At 69.2% G+C, this 25112-nt stretch carries 18 protein-coding genes; 8 read left to right on the top strand and 10 right to left on the bottom strand.

Annotated features, from left to right (window positions below):
- Positions 1-58: 58 nt before the first annotated feature.
- The 4 genes from speD to ON37_RS15645 all read right to left on the bottom strand — a co-directional run bounded on the left by speD (position 59) and on the right by ON37_RS15645 (position 6141).
- On the bottom strand, positions 59-1276 hold the full coding sequence (gene speD / locus ON37_RS15660; protein ID WP_040720286.1) for an adenosylmethionine decarboxylase: 1218 nt from the start codon (positions 1274-1276) through the stop codon (positions 59-61).
- An 8-nt stretch (positions 1277-1284) separates the two neighbouring features.
- Positions 1285-2397, bottom strand: coding sequence for a type III PLP-dependent enzyme (locus tag ON37_RS15655; RefSeq protein ID WP_444543879.1), 1113 nt, complete (start codon positions 2395-2397; stop codon positions 1285-1287).
- Positions 2398-2633: 236 nt separating this feature from the next.
- Positions 2634-5141, bottom strand: coding sequence for a DEAD/DEAH box helicase (locus tag ON37_RS15650; protein ID WP_040720285.1), 2508 nt, complete (start codon positions 5139-5141; stop codon positions 2634-2636).
- Between the two features lie 67 nt (positions 5142-5208).
- Positions 5209-6141 carry a PAC2 family protein gene (locus ON37_RS15645; protein WP_040720284.1) on the bottom strand — a complete coding sequence of 311 codons (933 nt, stop codon included), beginning with the start codon at positions 6139-6141 and terminating at the stop codon, positions 5209-5211.
- A gap of 252 nt (positions 6142-6393) precedes the next feature.
- Here ON37_RS15645 and ON37_RS15640 point away from each other — a divergent pair, with 252 nt between their 5' ends.
- Positions 6394-7179 carry a DUF5642 family protein gene (locus tag ON37_RS15640; RefSeq protein ID WP_157171462.1) on the top strand — a complete coding sequence of 262 codons (786 nt, stop codon included), beginning with the start codon at positions 6394-6396 and terminating at the stop codon, positions 7177-7179.
- 1107 nt (positions 7180-8286) lie between these two features.
- Complete coding sequence (locus tag ON37_RS32445; protein ID WP_157171461.1) at positions 8287-9585, top strand: DUF4192 domain-containing protein; 1299 nt, start codon at positions 8287-8289, stop codon at positions 9583-9585.
- A 23-nt stretch (positions 9586-9608) separates the two neighbouring features.
- On the opposite strand, the gene galE is transcribed toward ON37_RS32445, so the two are convergent.
- Both galE and ON37_RS15625 read right to left on the bottom strand, forming a co-directional pair.
- A complete protein-coding gene (gene galE, locus ON37_RS15630; protein ID WP_040720283.1) occupies positions 9609-10589 on the bottom strand; it encodes a UDP-glucose 4-epimerase GalE in 981 nt (326 codons plus the stop codon).
- A 3-nt stretch (positions 10590-10592) separates the two neighbouring features.
- Positions 10593-11279 carry an iron-dependent transcriptional repressor DtxR gene (locus tag ON37_RS15625; RefSeq protein WP_040720282.1) on the bottom strand — a complete coding sequence of 229 codons (687 nt, stop codon included), beginning with the start codon at positions 11277-11279 and terminating at the stop codon, positions 10593-10595.
- A gap of 251 nt (positions 11280-11530) precedes the next feature.
- On the opposite strand from ON37_RS15625, the gene ON37_RS15620 reads away from it, so the two are divergent.
- The 3 genes from ON37_RS15620 (at position 11531) to ppc (ending at position 18335) form a co-directional block, all read left to right on the top strand.
- Positions 11531-12763, top strand: a complete 1233-nt coding sequence (locus ON37_RS15620; protein ID WP_040720281.1) for an acetoin utilization protein AcuC — start codon at positions 11531-11533, stop codon at positions 12761-12763.
- Positions 12756-15449, top strand: coding sequence for a bifunctional acetate--CoA ligase family protein/GNAT family N-acetyltransferase (locus tag ON37_RS15615; RefSeq protein WP_040720280.1), 2694 nt, complete (start codon positions 12756-12758; stop codon positions 15447-15449). The genes ON37_RS15620 and ON37_RS15615 overlap by 8 nt, the downstream gene beginning before the upstream one ends.
- 99 nt (positions 15450-15548) lie before the next feature.
- Complete coding sequence (gene ppc, locus ON37_RS15610; protein ID WP_085997305.1) at positions 15549-18335, top strand: phosphoenolpyruvate carboxylase; 2787 nt, start codon at positions 15549-15551, stop codon at positions 18333-18335.
- Positions 18336-18490: 155 nt separating this feature from the next.
- On the opposite strand, the gene ON37_RS15605 is transcribed toward ppc, so the two are convergent.
- From ON37_RS15605 to ON37_RS34185, 3 genes are all read right to left on the bottom strand, one after another.
- Positions 18491-19459, bottom strand: coding sequence for a sigma-70 family RNA polymerase sigma factor (locus tag ON37_RS15605; RefSeq protein WP_040720278.1), 969 nt, complete (start codon positions 19457-19459; stop codon positions 18491-18493).
- A gap of 134 nt (positions 19460-19593) precedes the next feature.
- Positions 19594-21156 (bottom strand): DUF7782 domain-containing protein, encoded by a 1563-nt coding sequence (locus ON37_RS15600; RefSeq protein WP_051031634.1) that lies wholly within the window; start codon positions 21154-21156, stop codon positions 19594-19596.
- Positions 21157-21226: 70 nt separating this feature from the next.
- Positions 21227-21523: a DUF3099 domain-containing protein gene (locus ON37_RS34185; protein ID WP_051031643.1), complete on the bottom strand. Its 297-nt coding sequence runs from the start codon at positions 21521-21523 to the stop codon at positions 21227-21229.
- A gap of 389 nt (positions 21524-21912) precedes the next feature.
- On the opposite strand from ON37_RS34185, the gene ON37_RS15590 reads away from it, so the two are divergent.
- The 3 genes from ON37_RS15590 (at position 21913) to ON37_RS15580 (ending at position 23901) form a co-directional block, all read left to right on the top strand.
- Positions 21913-22146, top strand: coding sequence for a DUF3039 domain-containing protein (locus tag ON37_RS15590; protein ID WP_040720277.1), 234 nt, complete (start codon positions 21913-21915; stop codon positions 22144-22146).
- A gap of 256 nt (positions 22147-22402) precedes the next feature.
- Positions 22403-23044, top strand: coding sequence for a hypothetical protein (locus ON37_RS15585; protein ID WP_157171460.1), 642 nt, complete (start codon positions 22403-22405; stop codon positions 23042-23044).
- A 92-nt stretch (positions 23045-23136) separates the two neighbouring features.
- Positions 23137-23901, top strand: a complete 765-nt coding sequence (locus ON37_RS15580) for a hypothetical protein (protein WP_040720275.1) — start codon at positions 23137-23139, stop codon at positions 23899-23901.
- On the opposite strand, the gene ON37_RS15575 is transcribed toward ON37_RS15580, so the two are convergent.
- Positions 23811-24932 carry a YihY/virulence factor BrkB family protein gene (locus tag ON37_RS15575; protein WP_083893018.1) on the bottom strand — a complete coding sequence of 374 codons (1122 nt, stop codon included), beginning with the start codon at positions 24930-24932 and terminating at the stop codon, positions 23811-23813. The genes ON37_RS15580 and ON37_RS15575 overlap by 91 nt on opposite strands.
- Positions 24933-25112: the final 180 nt, after the last annotated feature.

Here is a 25112-nt window from a genome sequence, read left to right as displayed (position 1 = left end):
GCAACGCGATCTCGCTGCGCTCGGGTGGGTGACCACACCCGGGATCGGCGGCCGGACGTCAGGCGCGGGCGGCGATCGCGCGCAGTGCGTGCGGTTCGATCGCGCCCCGGATCAGGGCCCGTTCGTCCACGGTCTCCGCACGGTAGGGCAGCTGCGGCAGCCGCTTGCACATCACCGCGACCGGATCGTCGATGCGTTCGGAGACCCCGAACAGGAACGTCCACTCGTGTTCGTCGCTGCCGTAGGGGACCACGGTGTCGAACAGGTCGGTGAACCGCTGCCAGGACCGCTTCAGGGTTTCGTTGCGCCACATGGTCGGGCAGCCGGCCTGCGCGGCGAGCACGCCGCCCTCGGCCAGCAGTGCCTTACATCGCGTGAGGAATTCCTCCTCGTAGAGGCGGTTGTGCTGGGCGTCCTCGACCCGCTCGTCGGGAAGGTCGATGACGATCACGTCGTAGCGGGTGCCGGCGGCCTCGGCCTCGGCCAGGAAGTCCCAGCCGTCGGCGTAGTGCATTCGGATCGCGCCCTCACCGCGGACCGCGGCCTCCAGGTCGGTGGGCGTATAGCCGTAGGGCAGATGCCGGGCGCACAGCTCGACCTCCATCCGGTCGATATCGACGTGGTCGACCCGCGTCGCCCCCGCGGCCACCGACATCTGGCTGGCCACGCCCTCACCGGAGCCGATGATCAGCACGTTGTCGAGTTTGGCGGCCAGCGCGTACGCCGGAACGAGCATCGCCTCGTGGTAGGTCAGCTGGGAGAACTCGGTGGACTGCCGATCGTCGTCGGAGAACAGCGAGATGCCCTGCGCGGTGCGGGCGATCACCATGTGCTGGAACGGAGTGCGCGCGTCGACGATCACCTCCGACAGGTCCCAGACCCGGGTGAGCCCCGCACCGACCGGCTCGTGCACCCGGCGGGCATGGTGCCCGCGCTGCACGACCTCCATGTGCACGCTCTGCGGGCTCAGGGCCTCCTGCAGCAGTTCGACCGCCTTGGTCGCGCCCGCGCCGATGCTGCCGCAGGTGAACACGTCGACGAAGATGTCGCCGGACTCCGGATAGGTGTGGATCGAGGCGTGCGATTCCGACAGCAGCGCCAGCACCGTCACCCCGTGCGGCTCGAACTTCTTGTGTACCACCTCGCAGATCGTCACTCCCGCGGCGAGCAACGATTGTCGAAGCGCTGTTTCGAGTCGTTCGAGATCGTCGCAGAGGGCTACGTCGACACCACCGAACTCGGCCAGCACGTGCCAGCCGGTGAATTCTGCCGTCATGGGCAAACTCACTCTCGCTCAGCGCCGATGACATGCACAGTCAAAGGCGGAAAACCGTTGAAGGACACCGACGAATAGCTCGCCGTATAAGCGCCGGTATCGAGGATCCGAACGGGATCACCGGCTCGCAGCGTGGTCGGCAGAAGGACTCGCGTGCGTTGATACAGTACATCGTCGCCGTCGCAGGTCGGACCCGCGATCACCGCCTCGTCGGCGGGGTCACCGTCTCGATCGGTCTCGATCCGGTAGGCGATGTACTCGTTCTCGGTCTCGGCCATGCCGTTGTAGCGGCCGATGTCGAGATACACCCAGCGCCGCCCGTCCGGCGCGATGCGCACGTTCACGACCTCGGCGTGGATCACACCGGCATTGCCCACCAGGGCGCGGCCGGGTTCCACCACCAGGTCGGTGTGCTCGGGCAGGTGCCGCGTCGCCGCGGCGGCGATCACCACACCCAGATCGGCCAGCTCCGGCGCCGGGTCGGCGTACGAAATCGGCAGGCCCCCACCGATATTCACCGACGCCACCGGAATGTCCTTGACCGCCAGCGCTTCGATGATGGCGGCAGCCTGCTCGATGCCGATCTGCCACGCGACCGGATCCAGCTGCTGCGAACCCACGTGGAAATAGGGGCCGCCCACTCGCAGGCCGAGGTCGCGGGCGCGCACCAGCAGTCGCACCGCCTCACCGGGCGCGCACCCGAATTTGGTGCCGAACGGGGTCTGCGACTGCGGCGCCGAGGCCAGGAACCGGCACTCCACCTCCGAGCCCGGTGCGAGTTCGGCGATGCGCTCCAGGTCGTCCTCGGTGTCGAAGGCGAACCGGCGCACACCCGCGGCGTAGGCGGCGGCGATGTGGGCGGCCTTCTTGATCGGATTGCCGTAGCAGAGCACCGCCGGGTCGACGCCCAGCGCCACACACATTTCGATCTCGCCGATACTGGCGACGTCGAATTCGGCGCCCTCGGAATCGAGTAGGCGAATGATCTCCGGCATCGGAGAGGCTTTGACCGCGAAGCGAATTCGTGCCGACGGGAAGGCCGCACGGAAAGCGTGGAAGTTGCCGCGCACCCGATCGAGGTCGATGACGAGATGAGGCGACTCGGGCGCGTTTGTACCGATCAATCTAAGGGAACTCTCTTTCTTCTGGGCAGCCTCCCGCTGCAGGCAGCGAGCGAGAGAGTATCAGCGCAAGGGCATGGGAAACGAACCGGAACGGGGTCGGCTTGATCACGCCCGGATGATCACGATCGGCGGCCGGTGCGCCGGATTCGATCAGATCCGCGCGTCGAAACCGGGTTTTCGGCGGCGGACCACCGTGGTTGCGGGGTCGCGACGGGCATCGACGATCATCGCGCTCATCCCGCGCTCACCGTCATCTCGTCGAAGACGACCTCGCCGGCGGCGTCGGATTCGGCCAGGTCGACCACCGCGTCGATCGACCAGCCGTGATCGCCGGCAGGGTCGTCGAGCACCTGGCGCACCCGCCAGAAGCCCCCGGCCTTCTCGATCCGGAACAACGCCGGCCCGCGGGCGTCGGGGCCGGTGCCGATTGCTCCGTATTCGGCGAAGTAGGGGGCCAGTTCCTCGGCCCAGTCCGGGCCGTCGTCGAATTCGCCGAGGTCGTCCCAGCGCTGCCGTGCGGCGAGCTCGATCCGCCGAAACATGCTGTTGCGCACCATGACCCGGAATGCGCGCTCGTTGGCCGTGATCGGCCGGACGGTGTCGGCGCCGAAGGCCAATTGGTCGTCGTCGGTCTCGGCGCCCGGGTTGGTCAACTGCTCCCATTCATCGAGCAGACTCGAATCCACTTGCCGCACAAGCTCACCCAGCCACTCGGTGATGTCCTCGAGTTCCTCGGTCCGAGCGGATTCGGGGACCGTGCGGCGCAGTGCGCGATAGGCGTCGGCCAGGTACCGCAGCACCAGTCCCTCCGAACGGGCCAGCTCGTACTGGGACACCAGTTCGGCGAAAGTCAATGAGCGCTCGATCATTTCGCGCACCACCGACTTGGGGGAGGGGCTGAATTCGGAGACCCACGGGTGCCCGGCACGGTAGGTTTCGAAGGCCGGCTCGATCAGCTCGGCCAGCGGACGTGGCCAGGTGATGTCCTCGATCAGCTCCATGCGTTCGTCGTATTCGATCCCGTCGGCCTTCATCTCGGCGATCGCCGCACCGCGCGCCTTGTGCTGCTGGGCGAGCAACAACCGGCGCGGATCCTCCAGCGTGGATTCGATGATCGACACCACATCCAGTGTGTAGCTGGGCGCGGACTTGTCAAGCAGCTCCAGCGCGGCCAGCGCGAACGGCGACAGCGGCTGATCGAGTGCGAAGTCGCGCTGCAGGTCCACGGTGAGCCGTGCCCGGCGGCCGGTTTCGTCCGGTTCGTCGAGTTGCTGGACGACTCCCGCGTCTCGCAGGGCGCGATAGAGCCGGATCGCCTTCAATATGTGTTTGCGCTGCGCCGGGCGTGGTTCGTGATTGTCCTCGAGCAGGTGCCGCATGGCGTCGAAGCAGTTGCCGGGCCGGGCGATGACATTGAGCAGCATCGAATTGGTGACCCGGAACCGGGACACCATGGGTTCCGGCTGCGCGGCCACCAACCGGTCGAAGGTGTCCTCCGACCAGGACACGAAACCCTCCGGAGGTTTACGCCGCTGGATTTTGCGCAACTTCTTCGGATCGTCGCCGGCCTTGGCCAGCAACCGAGCGTTCTCGACCTCGTGCTCGGGCGCCTGCACGACCACCGTGCCGACGGTGTCGTATCCGGCGCGCCCCGCGCGTCCCGCGATCTGATGGAACTCACGAGCCTTCAACCGCCGGGTACGCACGCCGTCGAATTTGGTGAGGCCGGTCAGCAGGACCGTGCGAATCGGCACATTGATGCCCACCCCCAGGGTGTCGGTGCCGCACACCACCTTGAGCAGGCCCTCCTGGGCCAGTCGTTCGACCAGCCGCCGGTACTTCGGCAGCATTCCGGCATGGTGCACGCCGATGCCGTGGCGGATCAGCCGCGACAGTGTCTTGCCGAATCCGGTGGCGAAGCGGAAGCCGCCCAGTGCCTCGGCGATCGCGTCCTTCTCCGCCTTGGACGCGAAATTGACACTGGTCAGGGCCTGTGCCCGCTCCAAGGCCGCGGCCTGGGTGAAATGGACGACATAGACCGGCGCCTGACTGGTCGTCACCAGATCTTCCAGCGTCTCGGTGATCGGGGTGCGCACATACGAGAACAGCAGCGGCACCGGCCGTTCGGAGCCGGTGACCACGGCGGTGGAACGGCCGGTGCGGCGTTCCAGATCGCGCGCGAAATGGTCGACCTCCCCCAATGTGGCCGACATCAGCAGGAATTGGGCGTGCGGCAGCTCGAGCAGCGGCACCTGCCAGGCCCAGCCGCGATCGGGGTCGGCGTAGTAATGGAATTCGTCCATCACGACCTGACCGACATCGGCGTTCGGCCCTTCGCGCAGCGCGAGATTGGCCAGAATCTCCGCCGTGGCGCAGATGATCGGCGCGGTCGGATTCACCGCCGCGTCGCCGGTGACCATCCCCACCTTGTCCGCGCCGAACACCTCGCACAGCGCGAAGAACTTCTCACTGACCAGTGCCTTGATGGGCGCGGTGTAGTAGGTGCGCCGACCCTGATTCAGCGCGGCGAAGTGGGCGCCGACCGCGACCATCGATTTGCCGGACCCGGTCGGCGTCGCGAGGATGACATTGGCGCCGGTCATCAACTCGAGCAGCGCCTCTTCCTGAGCCGGATACAGCGTCAGCCCCTGAGCGGAGGCCCACTCGGCGAAGGTTTCGTACAGCCAGTCGGCATCCACATCGGGCACGGCACGGTCGGGAACGAGTTCGGACAGCTGCACGTGCGTCCACGTTACCGGGCACCGGGCGAGCTACCGCAACGCCCGGTGCGCCGAGATGCCGGAGGCGTCAGCCGCGTGGTTCCTCGCCGTCGCCGAACTCGGTCTGTTCGGCCAGGAACCGTTCGAACTCCGCGCCCAACTCCTCGCCGGTCGGCAGATCGGCCTCGCCGGCGAGCAGGCTCGACCGACGCTCCTGCGCGGTGACGAAGCTGTCGTACTGCCGCTCGAGCGCCTGCACCACGGTCTCGACCTCGACGTTTCCGGCGATGTGCTCGTTGACCTGCTCGCGCACCCGCGCGGCGGCCTCACCCAGCGCGGCCAGCGGAAGTTCCAGGCCCGCGTTGTCGGCCACATTTTCCAGCAGGGTCTGCGCCGCCTCCGGATAGGCGGTCTGCGCCAGATAGTGCGGGACGTGCACCGAGAACCCGATCGACTCGTGGCCGTGCTGGCCCATCCGGTATTCCAGCAGCGACGACGCGCTGCCGGGTACCTGCAGTTCCCCGGGCCACCGCTGATGTTCGCCGATCAGGTCCCGGTCGCTGGCATGAGCGGTCACGCCCAACGGCCGGGTGTGCGGGATCGCCATCGGGATGGCGCTCAGGCCGATGCTGCGGCGCACGCCCAGCTGTTCGGCCAACAACCGCACCGCGGTCACGAACTTCTCCCAGCGCAGATCCGGCTCGATACCGGCCAACAGCAGGAAGGGAGTGCCGGCGGTATCGCGCAGCGCCCATAGATTCAGCTCGGGATCGGCGTAATCGGAGAAGTGGTCGGTCTTGAAGGTCATCAACGGCCGGCGCGAGCGGTAGTCGAGCAGTTCGTCGACGTCGAAGGAGGCCACCAGCTCGGATTCGAGACTTTCGCGTAGATGGGTGGTCGCCAACCGGACCGCGTGCCCCGCGTCGGTGAAACCCTCCAGTCCGTGCACCAGCACCGGACCCGCGCCGTCGGCCGAGGACAGCTGCGGAGCGGGGAACTCCAGCTCATACATACTGCTCATTTGCCAAACTCCCTGGTCAAGCCCTGTCCGCCTCAGTCGTTTTCGGTGGTGGCCCGGGGCTGGACATCGCCACCGCTCCACCGTCCAGGATACGCGTGAGGTTGCCGCGTACCGGTCGGCGTGTCAGTGGTGACATCCGCGGAAACCGCCGGTCCACCGGGGGATCCAACCTCCGCAGACTAGCGGTCGCGGACCGTGCCCGGCGGAGGCAGGCCACCTTCGTACGCCCTACCGGAGAGCACAACTCCGGATGTGGCAGTGGTATTCCCGGTGCGCGCGGCGTGGCAGATCGGCCCGGCCGTCGGAATCGGCCATAGTGAGGGAGTGAGCGTCCCGGATCCGCCGGCCTCGCGGAGGCGCCGCGGGTTCGGCCGCACCCTCGGGTACGCGGTGCTGAGCTGTGTGCTCGCCGCGTGCGGCTCGACGGTGTCCGGACATCCGCTCGCGATGCGGCAGAGCACCGTCACCCGGCATATCGGCGCCGACCTGCCGAGCCTGCTACCCGGCCAGGACCGCTTTCCGTCCGGCTACACCGTGGTCGTGCCGGCCGGTGATCGGGCCGCTGCGGCGGCGACCGACTTGTCGGCGATCCCGCCCGGCGCGAGCATCGATCCGCCGGTGTGCGCGCCGGAGCCCGTCGATCCCGGTCGCGTCGCGGTGGCGGTGGGTACCGACGCCGACACCCGGTCCACCATCACGGTCGTGCTGACTCGCACGGACCAGGCGTTGTCACAGCTGGGCGAGAAGTTGTCACGCTGCGCGACCGTCCGTGCCCGTCACGGTGCCATCGATCGGACGGTCACCACGCAACTGCTGCCGCCACCGCCGGCCGACGCCGACGACACCTTGGCGTTCGGCCGGTCCGTCGCCGGTTCGCCACCGGGCAGCGCGGCGGACCCCACGATCCGCTCGCTGCTCGCGCAGATCGGTGATGTGCGGATCGAAACGACCGCGATGACCTACGGTTCCGCCCGGCCCGATACGACCGGACTGGACCAGGTGTTCACCGCGGCCGTCGCTGCCGTCCGGAATCATTGACCACGCAGCGAGCGCGCTTTCCCCGGCGCAACCGTAACAGCCTGCACCGACATTCGACTGTGCCGCGTGTGCGTGTCGACGTGCTGCTGCACATCCGTCGCCGATGTCCACAGGGCAGATGAAAGCCCAGGTCAGCGAGCGGCGATAGGTTCCGCGATCGGCGAGGGTGGGGACATGACCACACCCACCGACCCCGCTCGACCCGACCAGCCCGTCCGCGGCGGTCAGGTCCACTCGGCCTCCAGTTGCTCCGACCGCTCGGCGAATACCCACACCCACGACGCGGCAGGGGCAGGATCCGATCTGCCGACTGAGCCCCGGCCGAGTCCGCAACGATCCGACGGCCATCGGCCCGCCGTTCCGGCATCGCCTTCTACAGCGGCCGTCGACTTCGGCGCATCCGCGAAACCCCCGGGGCCCGAGAAACATCCGGACGACGAGCGCGCAACCCGGGCGGTCGCCGACACCGTTGTCTCGCTCCCGGTCGGCTCGTGGGCAGGGGCCGGTGCGGAGGTATCAGGGTCGCCGGACGGTGCGACGCCGGACGGCGAGCCGGCGGCGGGGTCCCTGCTCGGGTCCGAACTCGGTGCCATCTCTCCGGCGTCCGTGGCGACCGGCTCCGACCCCCGCACCGAGTCGGCGTGCATGGGGCAGGCCGGCACGGGCGGCGCGATCGCGGCCGGGCGGTGCCGAGCCGTCCTGGGCCGCAATGGTATTCGGCGGCGGAGGAGGACGGACGTCACCCCGGTGCGGTGTCCACTGGCGGGCGGGAGTGGACGGGGAAACAGCTGCGACCCCGCCGCCGGGCGCGATGTCCCGCAGGTGATGTGCGCTCGCTCCGCCGGCGGATCGGACTGTACCGCTGCGGGTTTCGATGCCGGAGATAATGCTCGCGGGGGTGAGGGCGGTCGCGGGAATGCCGCGGGCCGAGGGTGCGGCGATTGCCGATCCGAGCACGCGTCCGGCGCAACCGAATCGGGCACCGGAGCCGGCGGCCGTGTGCACCCGGGGTCGCGGGCCGGTGCCGCATGCGGTGGTGACGGCCACCGGCCGGAGCGCCGGTCAGATGAGGGCGAGGAGCGGGCCTTCCACGGCGAGGTCGCCGGTGTGCCCGGGGCGGATCGTGCCGACGAGACGGTGGGATCGGACGCGCCGGGCGCGGAGGCGGAGTTCGCCTCCGGGACGGCGGCCGGTGGCGGCGGCTCTCCGGGCAACCGCCCGGTGGCGGGTGCGCCGGAGGTCGATCACGGTAGCGGCACGTCCGATGGATTCGAATCGCTCTGGGCCACAACAGCTTTGACAATGAACGAGCCGGGGGAGTTCATCGCCGCCGTGCCCGCCCTGCTGGGTTTTCGCCCGCACCGATCGCTGGTGGCCTGTCTGCTCTTGCGCTCGCAGAAGTATCCGGGAGCGGTGTATCTGGGGGCCGTCGCCCGGCACGATCTCGACGTCGCCGGGTGCGGGGCATGGGTACGGCTGGCCGGCCAGCTCGCCGCCATCTGCGGGCAGGAACAGGCTGTCGGAGTGGTGGTACTGATCGTCGACGATCGTGCCACCGTTCCTCGGCCGGGTCGGGCCGGACGTCGCTCGGCCCGGCACCGGGACCTCATCCGGACCCTGGACGGTGCGCTGCAGGCCGAGGATGTACTGCTCGCCGAGGCATGGGCGGTCGCGGACATCGCCGCCGGTGCGCATTGGTGGAGCGTGCTGGATCCCGAGGTCTCCGGTACCCAATCGGATCCGGCGGCCTCACCCGTCGCACTCGCTCAGGTTCTCGACGGCCGCCCGATCCGGGGGTCACGAACGGAACTGACCGCCACCATAGCGCCGGACCCCGAGCTGGCCGCCCGCGTCGACGAGGCCATCGACGCCGCCGCCGAGGCGGCTCGCCGGCGCTTCCGCCGGGAACTACGCAACCGGACACCGCGACGCTACAGTCGCGCGGCGCTGGAGATGGTGCTCTGGCAGATCAGCACGGTCGAATCCGGAGACGAACTGGATCCCCGCGAACTTGCCGATCTCGCTGTGGCCGTTCGTGACACCACCGTCCGCGATTGCCTGTTCGCGGTGGCATTGAGCGACCACGCCGCAGCCGCCGAAACGCTGTGGGCCCGAGCCTGCCGCGCGGTCACCGGCCCGGATCGTGCGGAACTGGCCACTCTCTACGGCTACAGCGCGTATACCCGCGGGGACGGGCCGCTTGCCGGCGTCGCCTTCGAAGCCGCCCTGCAGGCCGATCCCGCCCACCACATCGCGCAACTTCTCGATGCCGCGCTGCGTACCGGAATGCGGCCCGCGGACGTGCGCAAGCTGGCCGGCAGCGGTCGCGACATCGCGGCGGGGCTGGGGGTAGACCTGCACATCGCAGAGCCCGGCGAACCTCCCGTGGAAGGACCACGCGGATGAGCGCCGGAACGAGACCGAGCGAGCTAGCGAGCGCTGTGCGCGCGATCTCCCAGTGCCGCGAGGAAATCCCAGGCGTCGGTGACGATTTCGTCGAGGTCGTTGTGCTCGGGCTGCCAACCGAGCTCCTCGATCGCCTTGGCGCTCGAGGCGATCAGCACGGCCGGGTCACCCGGGCGCCGCGGCGCGTCCACCGCCGGGATCGGCCGTCCGACAACCCGCTCGCACGCCGAGATGACCTCGCGCACCGAAAAGCCCGTTCCACTACCCAGGTTGAAGATGCGGTGCTCACCCGGTCGCGACTGGGCCAGGGCCAAGGCGTGGGCCGCGGCGAGATCCCGGATGTGGATATAGTCCCGGACCGCCGTGCCATCCGGCGTGGGATAGTCGGTGCCGAACACCGAAATCGAATCACGGTGTCCCAGTGCGGTTTGCAGCACCAACGGGATGAGATGGGTTTCCACCACCCGGTTCTCGCCCAGCCCGCCGTAGGCGCCGGCGACGTTGAAGTAGCGCAGGCTGGTCGCGGCCAGGCCGTGCGCGGCCGCATACGACGTGATGGCATGGTCGATCGCCAGCTTGGAGGCGCCGTACGGGTTGGTCGGACGGGCCGGGGCAGATTCGAGAATCGGAACCTGCTCGGGTTCTCCGTATACCGCCGCGGTCGAGGAGAACACCAGGCGCGGCGTCTGCGACCGCCGGATCGCCTCGAGCAGGGCCAGCGTCTTCACCACGTTGCCCTGCCAGTACTTCTCCGGCTGCTGCACCGATTCACCCACCAGCGACTGCGCCGCGAAATGCAGGACACCGTCGAAGGATTCGGATTCGATCAGCTCGACTCCGGTGGTCGCGATATCGCCTTCGACGAACTTCGCACCGGCCGGCACCCCTTCGGCGTTACCGGTGGACAGATCGTCGACGACCACCACCTCATGGCCATCCTGAATCAGAACCTGCGCGCAGACCCCGCCGACATACCCGGCCCCGCCGGTCACCAGGAGTTTCATCGGTCAGGCCAGCCTGACCTGGACCGCATGGGCCATCTCGTCGGACAGTTCGAAACCCGAGTGCCCGGGCACCGAAATGATCACCACACCCGGCTTGGTTTCCACCGTCACGCGGGCGTCGGGCACCACACCGGCTTCGCGCAACTGGCCGATGACATCCGGATCGGCCTGGATATGTTCCGACAGTCGCCGGATCACCACCGCGGACACCTGGCCGGGCGGCAGATCGGAAAGCCGGACCAGCTTCTCGTCACCGGAATTGGGGGAGTTGACGCCCAGTTCGTCCAGGCCGGGGATCGGGTTGCCGTAGGGGGAGGTCGTGGGGTGGTTGAGCACCTCGAGCAGGCGCAGTTCCACCTCCTCGCTCATCACGTGCTCCCAGCGACAGGCCTCGGCGTGCACGTTCTGCCAGTCCAGGCCGATGACGTCGACCAGCAACCGTTCGGCCAAGCGATGTTTGCGCATGACGGCGACCGCCATCGCGCGACCCTTGTCGGTGAGCTCGAGGTGTCGGTCACCGGCGACCATCAGCAGCCCGTCACGCTCCATCCGCGCGACCGTCTGACTGACCGTCGGGCCGCTCTGCTCGAGGCGTTCGGCGATGCGCGCGCGCAGCGGCACCACGCCCTCCTCCTCGAGGTCGTAGATGGTACGGAGGTACATCTCCGTGGTGTCGACCAGATCCTTCACCTGTTACCCCTTCGTCGGCACGAATTCTACCCACGCCCGGCTGCACAATCGGCGTCAGCATATTTCGCACGCCCTGCGCGAACCTCGCCGATGCCTGCGCGCGCGAGCGGCCGCGCGCGGGCGACAGGCGCGCCCGGTGTCGTCATGCATTTCTACTGCATCACAACGACACCGTGGCCGGTCTGCTTCCCGTGTTCGTGCCGGTGTCGGCAACGCCACGGCGACAGCGCGCGGTGGGCTAGCGTGACGGTATGGCTGACGACGCCACCGTGGTGTGGACCGACCGGTTCCTGGACTACACCTGGACACCGGAACATCCGATGAAGCCGGCCCGGCTCCGATTCACGATGGCGTTGGCACGCGGGCTCGGACTGCTCGACGGCATCGAAACCCTCGCACCGGATCCCGCCGGCGACGGCGAGCTGTTGCGGATCCATACCGCGGCTTACATCGAGGCCGTGCGCCATGCCACACCGGCGCCACCGGGTACCACTCCGCCCGTCGCGCCACCGCACGGCCTGGGCTCGATGGACAACCCCGTTTTCCCGCACATGCACGAGGCGGCCTCGGTGATCGTCGGCGGAACCCTCGCCGCCGCCGGGGAAATCGCGGCCGGGCGCACGCGCCGCGCGGTGAGCATCGGCGGTGGCATGCATCACGCCATGCCGGACTCCGCCTCCGGGTTCTGCGTCTACAACGATGTGGCGGTGGCCATCTCGTGGCTGCTCGATCACGGGTTCGATCGCATCGCCTACATCGACGTCGACGTCCACCACGGTGACGGCGTGCAGCGGGCGTTCTACGACGATCCGCGCGTGCTGACCATCTCACTGCATCAGCATCCGGCGACCCTGTGGCCCAATACGGGATGGCCGGAGGAGACCGGATCGGGCGCCGGCGAGGGCACGGCGATCAATCTCGCCGTGCTGCCCGGCACCCGGGATGCCCAGTGGCTGCGTGGATTTCACGCCGTGGTGCCCGGAGCGCTGGCGGCGTTCCGTCCGCAACTGGTCGTCAGCCAGTGCGGGGTCGACAGTCATCGCGAGGACCCGCTGGCGGACCTCGAGCTGACCGTCGACGGTCAGCGCGCGGCGTTTCGGGCCATGCGCGACCTCGCCGACCGGTACGCCGAGGGCCGCTGGCTGGCCGTCGGCGGCGGGGGCTACGGGCTGGTCCGCGTGGTCCCGCGGGCGTGGACCCATCTGCTGGCCATCGCGCTCGACCGCGAGATCGACCCGGTCACCGCGACCCCCGAGCCCTGGCGCGAGCAGGTGCGCGCCTACGCACCGACCGTGCCCGCCCCGACCACGATGACCGACGGCGGTGATACCGCCTTTCTCCCGTGGGAGGGCCCCGGCGGGGCACTCGACACGGGCGATGCCCGCACCGACCGCGCTCAGCGCGCCATCGACACCTCGGTACTGGCCACCCGCCGCGCCACATTCGGATTGCTGGGCCTGGACCCGGAGGACCCTCGTGACTGACTCACCGACACCGGACACCGACAGCACGCCGGCCGACCCACCACCGCCACCGCAGCACTGGTTCGCCGATGTGCTCGCGGCCGATGGCGGAGTGGTCCGGTTGCGGCCGATCACCCCCGACGATGCGGAGCCGATGCAGCGGTTCCACGCCGCGCTGTCCGACCGGACCCGATATCTGCGATATTTCGGTCCCTATCCGCGGATGACCCCGAAAGACCTCTACCGCACCACCCACGTGGACTATCACAACCGGGTCGGGCTCGTGGTGGAACTCGGTTCGGTGATCATCGCGGTCGGACGATACGAACTGTTGTCCGACCGCGAAGGACCCCGCGCGGCCGAGGTTGCCTTCGTCGTCGCCGACGAACACCAGGGCCGCGGGCTCGGGTCGATTCTGCTGGAACACCTCGCCGGTGCGGCGGCCGAGAACGACATCGCCACCTTCGTGGCGGAAGTGCTCGCCGAGAACCACACCATGGTGACGGTCTTCCGCGAGGCCGGCTACCAGGTGCACCGCAGCCGTGACGGTTCGGTCCTGCATCTCGAGTTCGCCATCGACCCCACCGAGGCGCTCCTGTCGGTCCGGGATTCGCGCGAGCGGGCCTCGGAGGCCCGCAGCGTCGGCAATCTGCTGGCGCCACGGTCGATCGCCGTCATCGGTGCCACCCCGGCGGCCGGCCGCGTCGGCGGTGCGGTGCTGGCGAATCTGCTGGCGGGAGTGTTCCAAGGGCCGGTGTATCCGGTGAACCCGAATCGGGCATCCGTGCGCGGGGTCCGCGCCTATCCGACCGTGCACGACATTCCGGACGAGGTGGATCTGGCGGTGATCGCCGTTCCGGCCGAAGAGATCAAATCGGTTCTCGACGACTGTATGGCCAAGGGCGTGAAGGGCCTCGTGGTCCTGACCGCCGGCTTCTCCGAAACCGGGCCCGCGGGGTTCCGCGCCGAACGCGACCTCGTCGACGCCGCCCGCGGGCACGGTATGCGGGTGGTCGGTCCGAGCGCGCTGGGCATCGCCAACACCGATCCGGCGATCTCGTTGAACGCCACGCTCGCGCCGGTGCTGCCGGGGCGTGGCCGGGTCGGATTCTTCTGTCAGTCCGGTCCGTTGGGCGCGGCCATCCTGGCCGAGGCCGCGGCCCGGAAATTGGGGCTGTCCACCTTCGTCTCCGCCGGCAACCGGGCCGACGTCTCCGGCAACGATCTGCTGCAGTACTGGGATACCGATCCCGATACCGACGTCGTCCTGCTGTATCTGGAGACGTTCGGCAACCCGCGCAAGTTCTCCCGGATCGCGCGCCGGGTCGCGCGCACCAAACCCGTGGTCGCGGTGAGCAGCGGGCGCAACGCCGCCAACGCCCCGGTCAGTGGGTTGGAGCGTTCGCTGGAGCGCGACCTGTTCGCCCAGGCCGGGATCGTGCAGGTCGATACGATCGCCGAACTGTTCGATTGCGCAATGCTGCTGGCCTATCAGCCGCTGCCGGACGGGCCCCGGCTGGCGGTGGTCGGCAACAGCGCCGCGCTCGGCTGGCTCGCGGTCGATGCGGCGCGCGGGGAAGGCCTGCAGGTCGGGGAACCGACCGACCTGGGCCCGCAGGCCGAACCCGCGGACTATCTGACCGCGGTCGCGGCCGCGATGGCGTCCTCGGAGGTCGACGCCGTGATCGTGATCTTCGCCCCGCCGGTGCCGGTGGCGGTCACCGCCTTCGCCGAGGCCATCCGGGCGGGCGCGCAGGACGGGACCAAACCGGTCCTCACCACCTTCGTCGCCGACCACGGCATGCCCAATCTGCTGGCCGTCCGCGGCATCGGCGGAGCCGTCGACCGCGGCTCGATTCCCTCGTATCCGGACCCCGAACGCGCCGCGCGGGCGCTGGCCCGGGTACGCCGCTACGCCGCGTGGCGGACACGGCCGGCGTCGCTGGTGGTGCGGCCGAACGGGTTGGAGGTGGGGCGGGCGCGAGAATTGGTGGAGCAGTGGATGATTCGCCGCCCGGAGGGGGAATGGCTGGCCGATCTGGAGGCGGCCGAGTTGCTCGCCTGCTACGGCATTCGCGTCGTGGAGTTCCGCGAGGCCCGGGACGCCGAATCGGCCGCGGCGGCCGCCGCCGAGCTCGGCTATCCGGTGGCGGCGAAGGCGACCGGCGAGATGTGGCGCAGCCGGCCCGATTTCATCGGTGTCCGCCTCGATCTGTGGCGCGACAGCGCCGTCCGCCGCGCCTACGACGAATTGGCCGAGTTGACCGGCAACGAGGTGGTGCACATTCAGAAGATGGCCACCAAGGGTGTCGGCTGCGTCCTGCGCGTCCAGGACGACCCGTCGTTCGGATCGGTGATCGGATTCGGGCTCTCGGGCACCATCATCGACCTGCTCGGTGATCGGGCCTATCGAGCGTTGCCGCTGACCGAGGCGGAGGCGGTCGAACTGATCGATGCGCCGCGTGCCGCGCCGTTGCTCGACGGGCAGGCCGGGCCCGGCCGGACCATCGGTGAACCCGCGGACAAGGCCGCGCTGGCCGTACTGGCCCAGCGCATTTCGGCGCTGTGCGACGACCTGCCGGAGGTCCGGGAGCTGGCGGTGGAGCCGGTCCTGGCCTCCCCACAGGGCGCGGCGATCCTCTACGCGCGGGTTCGGATCGGTCCCGAGCCCAGTCGCTTCGACAACGGCCCGCGCCGCCTGGTCTGATCCTCGCGGCCCGGTCCGACCTTCGCCGCGGGGCACCCGCCATCCCGCCGTGACCGGCGCCACCGTCGATGGTGCATCGGGATGGTCGATACTGGCCGTATGCGCGAAGATCAGATCGAGAGCGCTACGGCGCCCCTGCGGGACGATATCCGGTTTCTCGGCGCGATCCTGGGCGAGACGATCCGCGATCACGAGGGACCCGAAGTGTTCGACCTCGTCGAACGGGTGCGAGTGGAAGCATTCCGGGTGCGCCGGTCGGAAGTCGAGCGCAGTGCCGTCGCGGAGATGCTGCGCGACACCGATCTCCGCGTCGCGATTCCGTTGATCCGCGCGTTCAGCCATTTCCTGCTGTTGGCCAACCTGGCCGAGGATCTGCAACGCGATCGCCGGCGCGCGGTCCACGTCGCCGCGGGGGAGCCGCCGCAGGAATCGAGTCTGGCCGCCACGTACCGGGCACTCGACCAGGCGCGCATCGACGGGGCGGTCGCCGCCGAGGTGCTCGAGGACGCCCTGGTGTCGCCGGTGATCACCGCACATCCCACCGAGACCCGCCGTCGCACCGTCTTCGACGTGCAAGCGCGAATCACCGAACTGATGCGTCGACGCGCCCGTTATCGTGCGGACGAACCCGAGTACGCCGTCATCGACCGCGACATCTGGCGCCAGATCCTCACCCTCTGGCGTACCGCGCTGATCCGCTTGGCGCGCTTGCGGATTTCCGACGAGATCGAGGTCGGGTTGCGTTACTACGATCTGACTCTGCTCGAGGTCATTCCGCGCATCAACGCCGAGGTGCGGGCCGCACTGCGGGCGCGCTGGCCCGGGCACGACCTGCTGACCAGGCCGATCCTGCGCCCGGGTTCGTGGATCGGGGGCGACCGGGACGGCAATCCGAACGTCACCGGGGAGGTGGTCGAGCGCGCCACCCGCCGGGCGGCCACGGTGATCTTCGGCCACTACTTCGACGAGCTTGTCGCGCTGGAGAAATCGCTGTCCCAGTCGATTCGCCTGGTCCCGATATCGCCCGAGCTGGCGAGACTGGCCGACGCGGCGGGCGACGATTCGCCGCAGCGTGCCGACGAACCGTATCGCCGGGCGATCCGCGGAATCCGGCTCCGATTGGCGGCAACCGCGCGGCGCGCGCTCGGATCGACCGTGGACCTGCCGTCGGTCGCCGAACTGGCCGTGGACCAACTCGACCGCGCCGACCCCTACGACGGCCCGGCGCAGCTGCTCGACGACCTGACGGTCGTCGACGCGTCCATGCGGGCATCGGGTGACGGCTTGCTGGCCGACGACCGGCTGGCCGCGCTGCGCGGCGCCGTCGAAACCTTCGGCTTTCACCTGCAGGGCCTGGACATGCGGCAGAACTCGGAGGTCCACGAACAGGTGGTCGCCGAATTGCTGGCCTGGTCGGGCGTGCACTCGGACTACCGGAGCCTGTCGGAACCGGAGCGGATCGACCTGCTGGCAAGGGAATTGAGCACCCGTCGGCCACTGCTCGGTCCGCACGCGCGGCTCGGTGAACTCGCCACCAAGGAACTGGGTGTGGTGCGTGCCGCGCGGGCCGCGTTGGACGCCCTCGGCCCGGACACCGTGCCCAACTACATCATCAGCATGTGCACGTCGGTCAGCGATATGCTCGAGGCCGCCCTGCTGTTGAAGGAGGCGGGGATTCTCGACCCGGGCGACGAACAGACTCCGCCGCATTCCCCGGTCGGGGTCGTTCCGTTGTTCGAGACCATCGACGATCTGCGCGGTGGCGCGGCCACGCTGGCCGCGGCACTGGAGGTTCCGGCCTACCGGCGCCTGGTGGCCGCGCGCGCCATGGCGCAGGAGGTGATGCTGGGGTATTCCGATTCCAACAAGGACGGCGGCTATCTGGCGGCCAACTGGGCGCTGTACCGGGCCGAACTGGACCTGGTGGACATCGCCCGCAAAACCGGAATTCGCTTGCGGCTGTTCCACGGTCGCGGCGGAACGGTGGGCCGCGGCGGTGGCCGCAGTTACGACGCCATCCTCGCGCAGCCGGCCGGCGCGGTCCGCGGTTCGCTGCGCCTCACCGAACAGGGTGAGGTGATCTCCACGAAATACGCCGAATCCGGTTCGGCCCATCGCAATCTGGAATCGCTGGTCGCCGGCACGCTCGAATCGTCGCTGCTGGACGTGGAAGGGCTGGGTACGGAGGCGGATGCCGCGTACCGAGTGTTCGAGGAATTGGCGGAATCGGCGCGCCGGGCCTACTCCCGGTTGGTGCACGAAACACCAGGATTCGTCGACTATTTCCGCGCCTCCACGCCGATCGCGGAAGTGGCCGACCTCAACCTCGGCAGCCGCCCGGCATCCCGCAAACCCACCAATTCGGTATCCGATCTGCGTGCCATCCCGTGGGTGATGGCGTGGAGCCAATCGCGTGTCATGCTGCCCGGCTGGTACGGCACCGGCACTGCGGTCCACGAGTGGGCCGGATCCGACCCCCAGCGCTGGCAGACCTTGCGTGAGCTGTACCGGCGCTGGCCGTTCTTCCGCACCGTGATGTCGAATCTCGCTCAGGTGATGGCCAAGGCCGATATGGACATCGCTGCCAGCTACGCGGAGCTGGTGGCGGATACAACCTTGCGCGACACCATCTTCGGGATGATCCGCGCGGAATTCGACCGGACCGTCGACGCCCATGCGGCGATCACCGGTAGTGACCAGTTGCTGGCCGACAATCCGGCGCTGGCCGAATCCATCCGCAACCGGTTCCCGTATCTGGAGCCGCTCAATCAGATGCAGGTCGACCTGCTGCGCCGGCGCCGCGCCGGCGACGATTCCGAATTGGTGGAACGCGGCATCCTGTTGACGATGAACGGCCTGGCGACGGCGCTGCGGAACTCCGGATAGCCGCACTCGGACGGCTGGCCACGACAGCACGCCGGCCGACGGGTACGCCCCGGAGGGGGAGGGGCGCACCGGCGTCGGCCGGCGCTGCGGAGGTGATCGGTCGGATCACCATGGTGGGGCTGGGCCGGATTCCGGGCGGCCCAGCGTCTTGCGACCTAGCTGGCGTAGGCGCGCAGGCGGTCGGCCCGCTCACCCTTACGCAGCTTGGCCATGACTTCGCGTTCGATCTGGCGCACCCGCTCGCGCGAGAGACCGAACAGTTTGCCGATCTGGTCGAGAGTGCGCGGCTGCCCGTCGTCGAGTCCGAAGCGCAGGCGGATGACCTGCTGCTCCCGCTCGTCGAGGGTCGCCAGCACGCTGCGCACATCGCGGTGCATGAGGCCGGCGATGACGGCGCTCTCGGCGGAGGTGGCCTCCGAATCCTCGATGAAGTCGCCCAGCGGGGCTTCCTCGTCGTTGCCCACCGGCATATCCAGGCTGACCGGATCACGGCTGTGGTCGAGCAGATCGGCGATCTTCTCCACCGGAATGCCCGATTCGGCCGCGAGTTCCTCGTCGCTGGCCTCGCGACCCAGCTGCTGATGCAGCTCCCGCTTGATCCGGGCCAGCTTGTTGACCTGCTCGACCAGATGGACGGGCAGTCGGATGGTGCGGCTCTGGTCGGCCATACCGCGAGTGATGGCCTGCCGGATCCACCAGGTGGCGTAGGTGGAGAACTTGAAGCCCTTGGCGTAGTCGAACTTCTCCATCGCGCGGATCAGGCCCAGGTTGCCTTCCTGGATCAGATCGAGCAGCGGCATGCCGCGCCCGGTGTAGCGCTTGGCCAGCGAGACGACCAGGCGGAGGTTGGCCTCGAGTAGGTGCTGGCGGGCGGCTTGGCCATCGCGGACCAGAATCGCCAGATCGCGCTTGCGAGTGGCGGACAGCCGCTTGCCGGTCTCCAACAGGTGTTGGGCATAGAGGCCCGCCTCGATGCGCTTGGCCAACTCGACCTCGTCGGCGGCCGTGAGCAGCGCCGTCTTACCGATCCCGTTCAGGTACACGCGTACCAGGTCGGCGGCGGGGCTCTGGGCGTCGAGGTCCGAATCGATGGCGCGCACTCCAGTGGTGGCGGGGCTTGTCATGACTTGCCTCCTGTCGGTGGTGTCTCACTCCGATCAACGGACCCGACACTGGGAAAGTTCCCCGCCCTGGCGCCGATAAACCGTGCTGAGCTGCGGCTTTCGCAACCTCCGTCTGAGAAGTTCCTAAGAAGGAATCAGGCGGGCGCGACGACGTGCGCGATGTCGGTCGCGGTCGTGGCGAGCTCGTGCGGAGCGATCAGCCCGTGTCGCACGAGTCCGGCGATCGCCGACAGCGCCTCGGAACGGAATTGCGGGGTGGCGGGGGTGCCGGTGTGGCCGATTGCGAGCAATTCGACCAACTCGTCCAACGGCAGACCGTCCGGGCGCATTCCCGCCAACAGGGCCGCGAGGGTGTCGTCGATCTCGTGCTGCCACCGCGGGCCGTCCCCGCGATGCAGCCGGACCACCCGCTCCTGCCACCCCTCGGGACCGGGCAGCAGGACGCGCTCCAAAGCGGTGGCGGCCTCGACCGTGAAGCGCGCCCGCCATGCGATGTCGTTGTCGGCGGCCACCGAGCGCAGCCAGGCCGAGCGGCGGAAGTACGCCGGAGCTTCCGATCCGAGGGGGTCGTCGAAGCCGTGGGTGAGATCCTCGGCCAGCACCTCGGTGGATCCCTCGATCGCCCGCAGGTAGACGAAGCCGAAGCCGATGCCTTCGACACCGGCGGCGTCGAAGGCGGCCAGCCACTGGTCGGCGCGCCGCTGTGCCTGCGCGTCGCGCGGATCCAGGCCGGCATCGCGCAACCAGGTGCCCACGTACAGCGCGGGATCGGCCACATCGCGCTGGACGATCCAGGCATCGACGCCGTGATCGGGCAGCCAGCCGGCGACCCGGGTCCGCCAGTCCTCGTCGCCGGTGTGGATCCAGGAAGCGAGCATCGCCGCCGTGCCACCGGGATTCAACAGTGCCGGCGCTTGCGAGACGACGAGTTCGCTCGCCCCGTCGAGTGCGAGCCCGGAATCGCGGTAGGTGTGCTCGATGCGAGCCGGCCCGACGACGAAGGGCGGGTTGGCCACGATCTGATCGAAGCGCCGCCCGGTGACCGGCTCGAACCAGGAACCCTCGACCAATTCGATGTCGAGTTCGTTGAGTGCGGCGGTCGCCTCGGCCAGCCACAGCGCCCGCCGACTGACGTCGGTCCCGGTCACCGTTCGCGCGTACCCCGCGGCGTGAACGGCCTGCACCCCGCAGCCGGTGCCCAGATCGAGAACCGAACCGACCGGCTCGGTGGGGGTGGCGCGCAACAGCGACAGCGACGCCTGGCCGACGCCGAGCACATGGTCGGGGCTCAAGGTGCGCCGCTGCATCGAATCGTCGAGATCCGACAACACCCAGCGGGTGCCGGACCCGAGGTCCAGTGGCCGCAGATCCAGGGCAGCGCGGACCTCGTCGCCATCGCGGGCGAGCAGGCCGGCGGCGACCGCACGGTCGATGTCGAGCGGTGCGAAGGCCGTTGCCACCTCTGCTTCGGGCAGGGCGTCGCCCAGGAGCAGCAGCCGGATCAGCGTGCCCAGTTCACCGGCGTCGCGGGCGGCGCGGCGTACCGGCACCGGTTCGGACCGGCCGAGTGCGGCATGCGCGTCGGCTCCGATCGCGTCGAGCACGGTGTCGGCGTCGTAGCCCACCCGGATCAGCGCGGCACGAAGCGCGGGGGCGAGTGCGGTGAGCAGGGATGCGGTCGTCGAGTCGGCAGGCACAGCGAAACTCTGCCACCGGGGTCCAGCCCTGTGCTCGCCGGGGCCGACGCGGACTCGGGCCGCCGACCGCTCAGCCGTCGATCGATCGATGCTGCCCGGACTCGAGCGCCTTCGCCGCCCGCCGCTCGTCCCAGCGGCTGGGCTCGTCCTTGCGGCGCGGTGGGCGGTCGTTGGCGATGAGGACCGCGATCCACGGCAGCGGAATCGATACCCCGATGATCGCCAGGGAGATCAGCGCGTTGCTCCACAGGCCGTAGGCCACGGCGGCCAGCACCAGGCAGGGGATGCGGAAACCCATCAGGATCATGTAGCGCTTGACCCGGTCGCGATGCTGCTGCTCCAGCGACGGCGCGGCCTCGGTGATCAGCGCGGGATGTTTGTCCTCGCCCGGGAAGAACCCACCGGAGGGCCGGGCGGGCCGGGGTACCGACCCGGGCGGCCGACGTTCGAAGGTCGGCTGGGGCCCGCTGCCGGTGTCGTTCGCCCGGGCGTCCGCGTCCTCCGAACCGACCCGCCCGGGGCCCGACGTCCGGGACTCGGGAGCTGGATCGGCGGAGTCGCGGTCAGACTGCATACTCCGAGTCTTCCACTCCGCATGATCGAATGCACACGCGCCCAGCAGGCTGGGGCCCGGCGGCTCCGGGCGGCGATCGGGCCGTTCCGGGCGTCCCCGGTAGGCCGGGTCGCGCCCGGATCGCCGACGGGTTCGGCTACTCCCGCCGACCTCCGGCGCACGGCGATGGCAGAATCGATCGGGTGAGCACCGACACCTTGATTCGGCCGGATACGACCACCGACGAGTCGACCGACAACGACACCCCCAAGTACTTCCACTACGTGAAGAAGGACAAGATCGCCGAGAGTGCCGTCATGGGCACCCACGTGGTGGCCTTGTGCGGTGAGGTGTTCCCGGTGACGCGGTCGGCCAAGCCCGGTTCGCCGGTCTGCCCGGAATGCAAGCGCATCTACGAAATGATGAAGAAGGACTAGCCTTCGCCGACTTTCGTCCGCCCGACGGTTGACCGTCGGGCGGTACTGCACGGCCACGGCGAGCTGTGACGTGCTCGTCGGCGGGGTCCCGACGCACGACATCGCCGCCTTCGATCGGATCGGGTCCGCGTCGCGGCCGAATTGGGCTCGCCGACCGGCCTTTTCGTGAGGGTCTGCCGTCGCGATGCGGTGTGCCGCGCGGAAGGCTCCCGTCAGTGGCGATAGTCGACCGGCCGGCGGCTCCTAGGCTGGATTCATGGCTGGCTCGGAAACTCCGTGGTCGAAAGTGACTGAGCCACGGGCCCTCTCGGTGGGCGAGGCTCGTCATGATCCGGCCGGCGAGGCCGGTCGTGATTCGGCGAGCGAGACCAGCCCCAGCTCGACCGGCGAAACCGGCCATGCGGCCGAGGCCGGGTACGACCCGGCCGCCGGGCCGTCTGTTCAGGCGGAGCCGAGCGGCGGTCCCGCGCTCGCGCGGTGGGCGCAGACGATCGTCCTCATCGGATTCGGTGTCGTGGCCGTGCTTTTCGTGGCCTTGCTGCAGAACGTGTCGTGGTCGGTAGGGACTCCCACCGTCTCGACCGCCTCGACCACCGCGACCACCAGTGCAGCGGCCACCGCCGCTGCCGGAGCGGCGGAGCGGCCCGCGGCCTCGGGCCCCTTCTCGCTCGGCGGCATCACGGTCGGGGCGGTCGTCGGCAACGACGGCGGTGTTCTGCGAGTGCGCAGTCCCGGCGGCAACATCGTGACGGTCCACACCGATGCCACCACCAAGGTCCTCGTCTTTCCCGGATCGAAGGTTGCCGACATCGGCCCCGGTTCGATGGTGGCCGTCTACGGCGACGAGCGATCCGACGGTTCCATCGAGTGCACCCTTCTGATGGGCCTTTCCCTGTAACCCGGTGCCAGGTCACCCCGAACGCACCCGATGCTCCCATCGGTGGAAATAGACTAAACGGACATATCTCCGGTTCCGGCTACGCTCGGGCAATGGCATACCCAACCCGCGACGGGTCGAGCGATGCCTCGCACGAACCCGATGCCTCCGCCGGCCGGCCGATCCGTGGCCGCCTCGATCAACTCGGCCGGCCCGGCCCGCTCCGGCGGACGTGGGCGCCCTGGAGTGCCATCGGCGCCGGTGTCGTGACCCTCTTCCTGCTGTTCCGTCCGTGGCTGAAGGCGAGCGGTCCGGACGGGCATGCGCGAACCGACGCCTTCGGGCGCATCGAAGCCAGCACCCTGCAGCTGACCGCGTGGTCGCAGCAGCACAACAGCACGCCGCAGATCAGCGGGGCATGGGCCATTCTGGCGGCGACGGCCATCGTCGCCATGTGCGTTCTGGCCCTGGTCAGCATTCGCGCGCGGACCGAGGCCGCGGCGCGATACACGGCGCTGTGCGCGGTCGTCTCCGCCGCGCTGGTCCTGATCACCTTGGTGTACATCAACGCGCAGGCGGCCGACCTGAAGGCCATGACCGCGCGCAAGTACGACATGGGCGGCCAGATCGGCTCTTTCATGGCCTGGGTGTTCGGCAACGGCTCGCCCGTGGTGCCGGGCCTCGCGCGCAAGAGCTTCTCCACCGCGGCATTGACCCCGTGGGGAATGGTGGCCTGTGCCCTCATGCTGATGTCGGCCGTCGCCGTCGTCGTGCAGTGGGCGGCGGATCATCCGGCGGGCCGGATGCGCTTGCGGTTCCGGTCGCCGATCGTGCCCGCCGCGGAATCGAAGCGGGCGGATTCGCCGCCGGCCGACTGATCCGGCGCCGTGGTGCGATCCGGCCCGCCGGCCGGGGAGCTCTCGGCCGATGCCGGCGAAGCCTGTTCGGCCGATCGTGAGGCGGCCGCGGCAGGTTCGGCGGGTGGCGGCGCGGCGGCTGCGACGCGTTGCCGGCGCCGGGCCCACCATTGTTTGAGCTGTTCGAAGCGGGTGGCGCGGGCGGGCCAGAATTCCTGCACGGTGGCGTTGAACTCCGCGCCCAGAATCACGGCGAAGGCCAGGAAGAAGGTGAACAGGAGGAAGGCGATCGGCGTGGCCAGGGCGCCGTAACTGACGCCCGCGCGCGCCGCGTAGGTCAGATATCGCCGCAGGATGTCGCTGGCGGTCATGAAGAAGATGCCGGCCACCAGCGCGCCGCCGAAGAGCCGGTGCCACGGCAGCGATCGGTGCAGGGCCAGCTTGTAGAGCGTGGTCAAGCCGACGATCAGCAGCAGGCCGGCCGCCGGATAGTAGAAGTTGTCGATCAGGCGCAGCCCCGGCTCGCGCCAGCCTTCGGGGAGTGCCCGGCCGATCAGCGTCGGGCCCAGAGCCACGAGCGGCAGCACGAACACCGCCGCGACGAGGAACAACAGATACAGTCCGAGCGCGAAGATCCGCTGCCACACCGGATGGCGGGCATCGGCCTGCCCGTGGGCGGCGACGATCGCGTCCACGAAGGTCGCCATCGCCGACGACCCCGCCCACAGCGACAGCACGAAACCCACCGACACCACCGCGCCGCGGCCGCGCTGCAGCACGTCACGGACGGTCGGCGCGATCATCTCGTCGACGACGTTGGAGCTGAACAGGTTCCGGCTGAAGCTGATGATCTTGCCCTCGACGATGTGCACGGTGTCCGGGCCGAACAGGCCGCCGACGTAGCCGATACTGCCCAGCAATCCCAGCAGCAGCGGGGCCAGGGACAGGGTCTGCCAGAAGGCCGCGGCCGCCGATTTGGCGAAGATCGAATCGGCCCACGCCTTGACCGCGACGCGCGCGATCACCGCCCAGACACGGCGCAACACGGCCATGAGGTGACCGCGCAGGCGCCGGGTGATCGGCGCTGCACCGGGGGTGGGGGCGGGGTGCTCGGAAGACATCGTGAGTACAGCATTGCCCACCGGTCGCGCGCGGGCAGCAACAGGCTCCGAACGTGTCGCACGTGTTCTGCCGCACAGCCCCGATGGGTCCGGCGAGGTGAGCCGGGGCGG

Source organism: Nocardia veterana NBRC 100344 (assembly GCF_000308855.1).
In the GTDB taxonomy this organism is placed as follows: domain Bacteria; phylum Actinomycetota; class Actinomycetes; order Mycobacteriales; family Mycobacteriaceae; genus Nocardia; species Nocardia veterana.
Note: the sequence above shows the minus strand (reverse complement) of the source record. Positions and strands in the feature narration are given on the sequence as shown.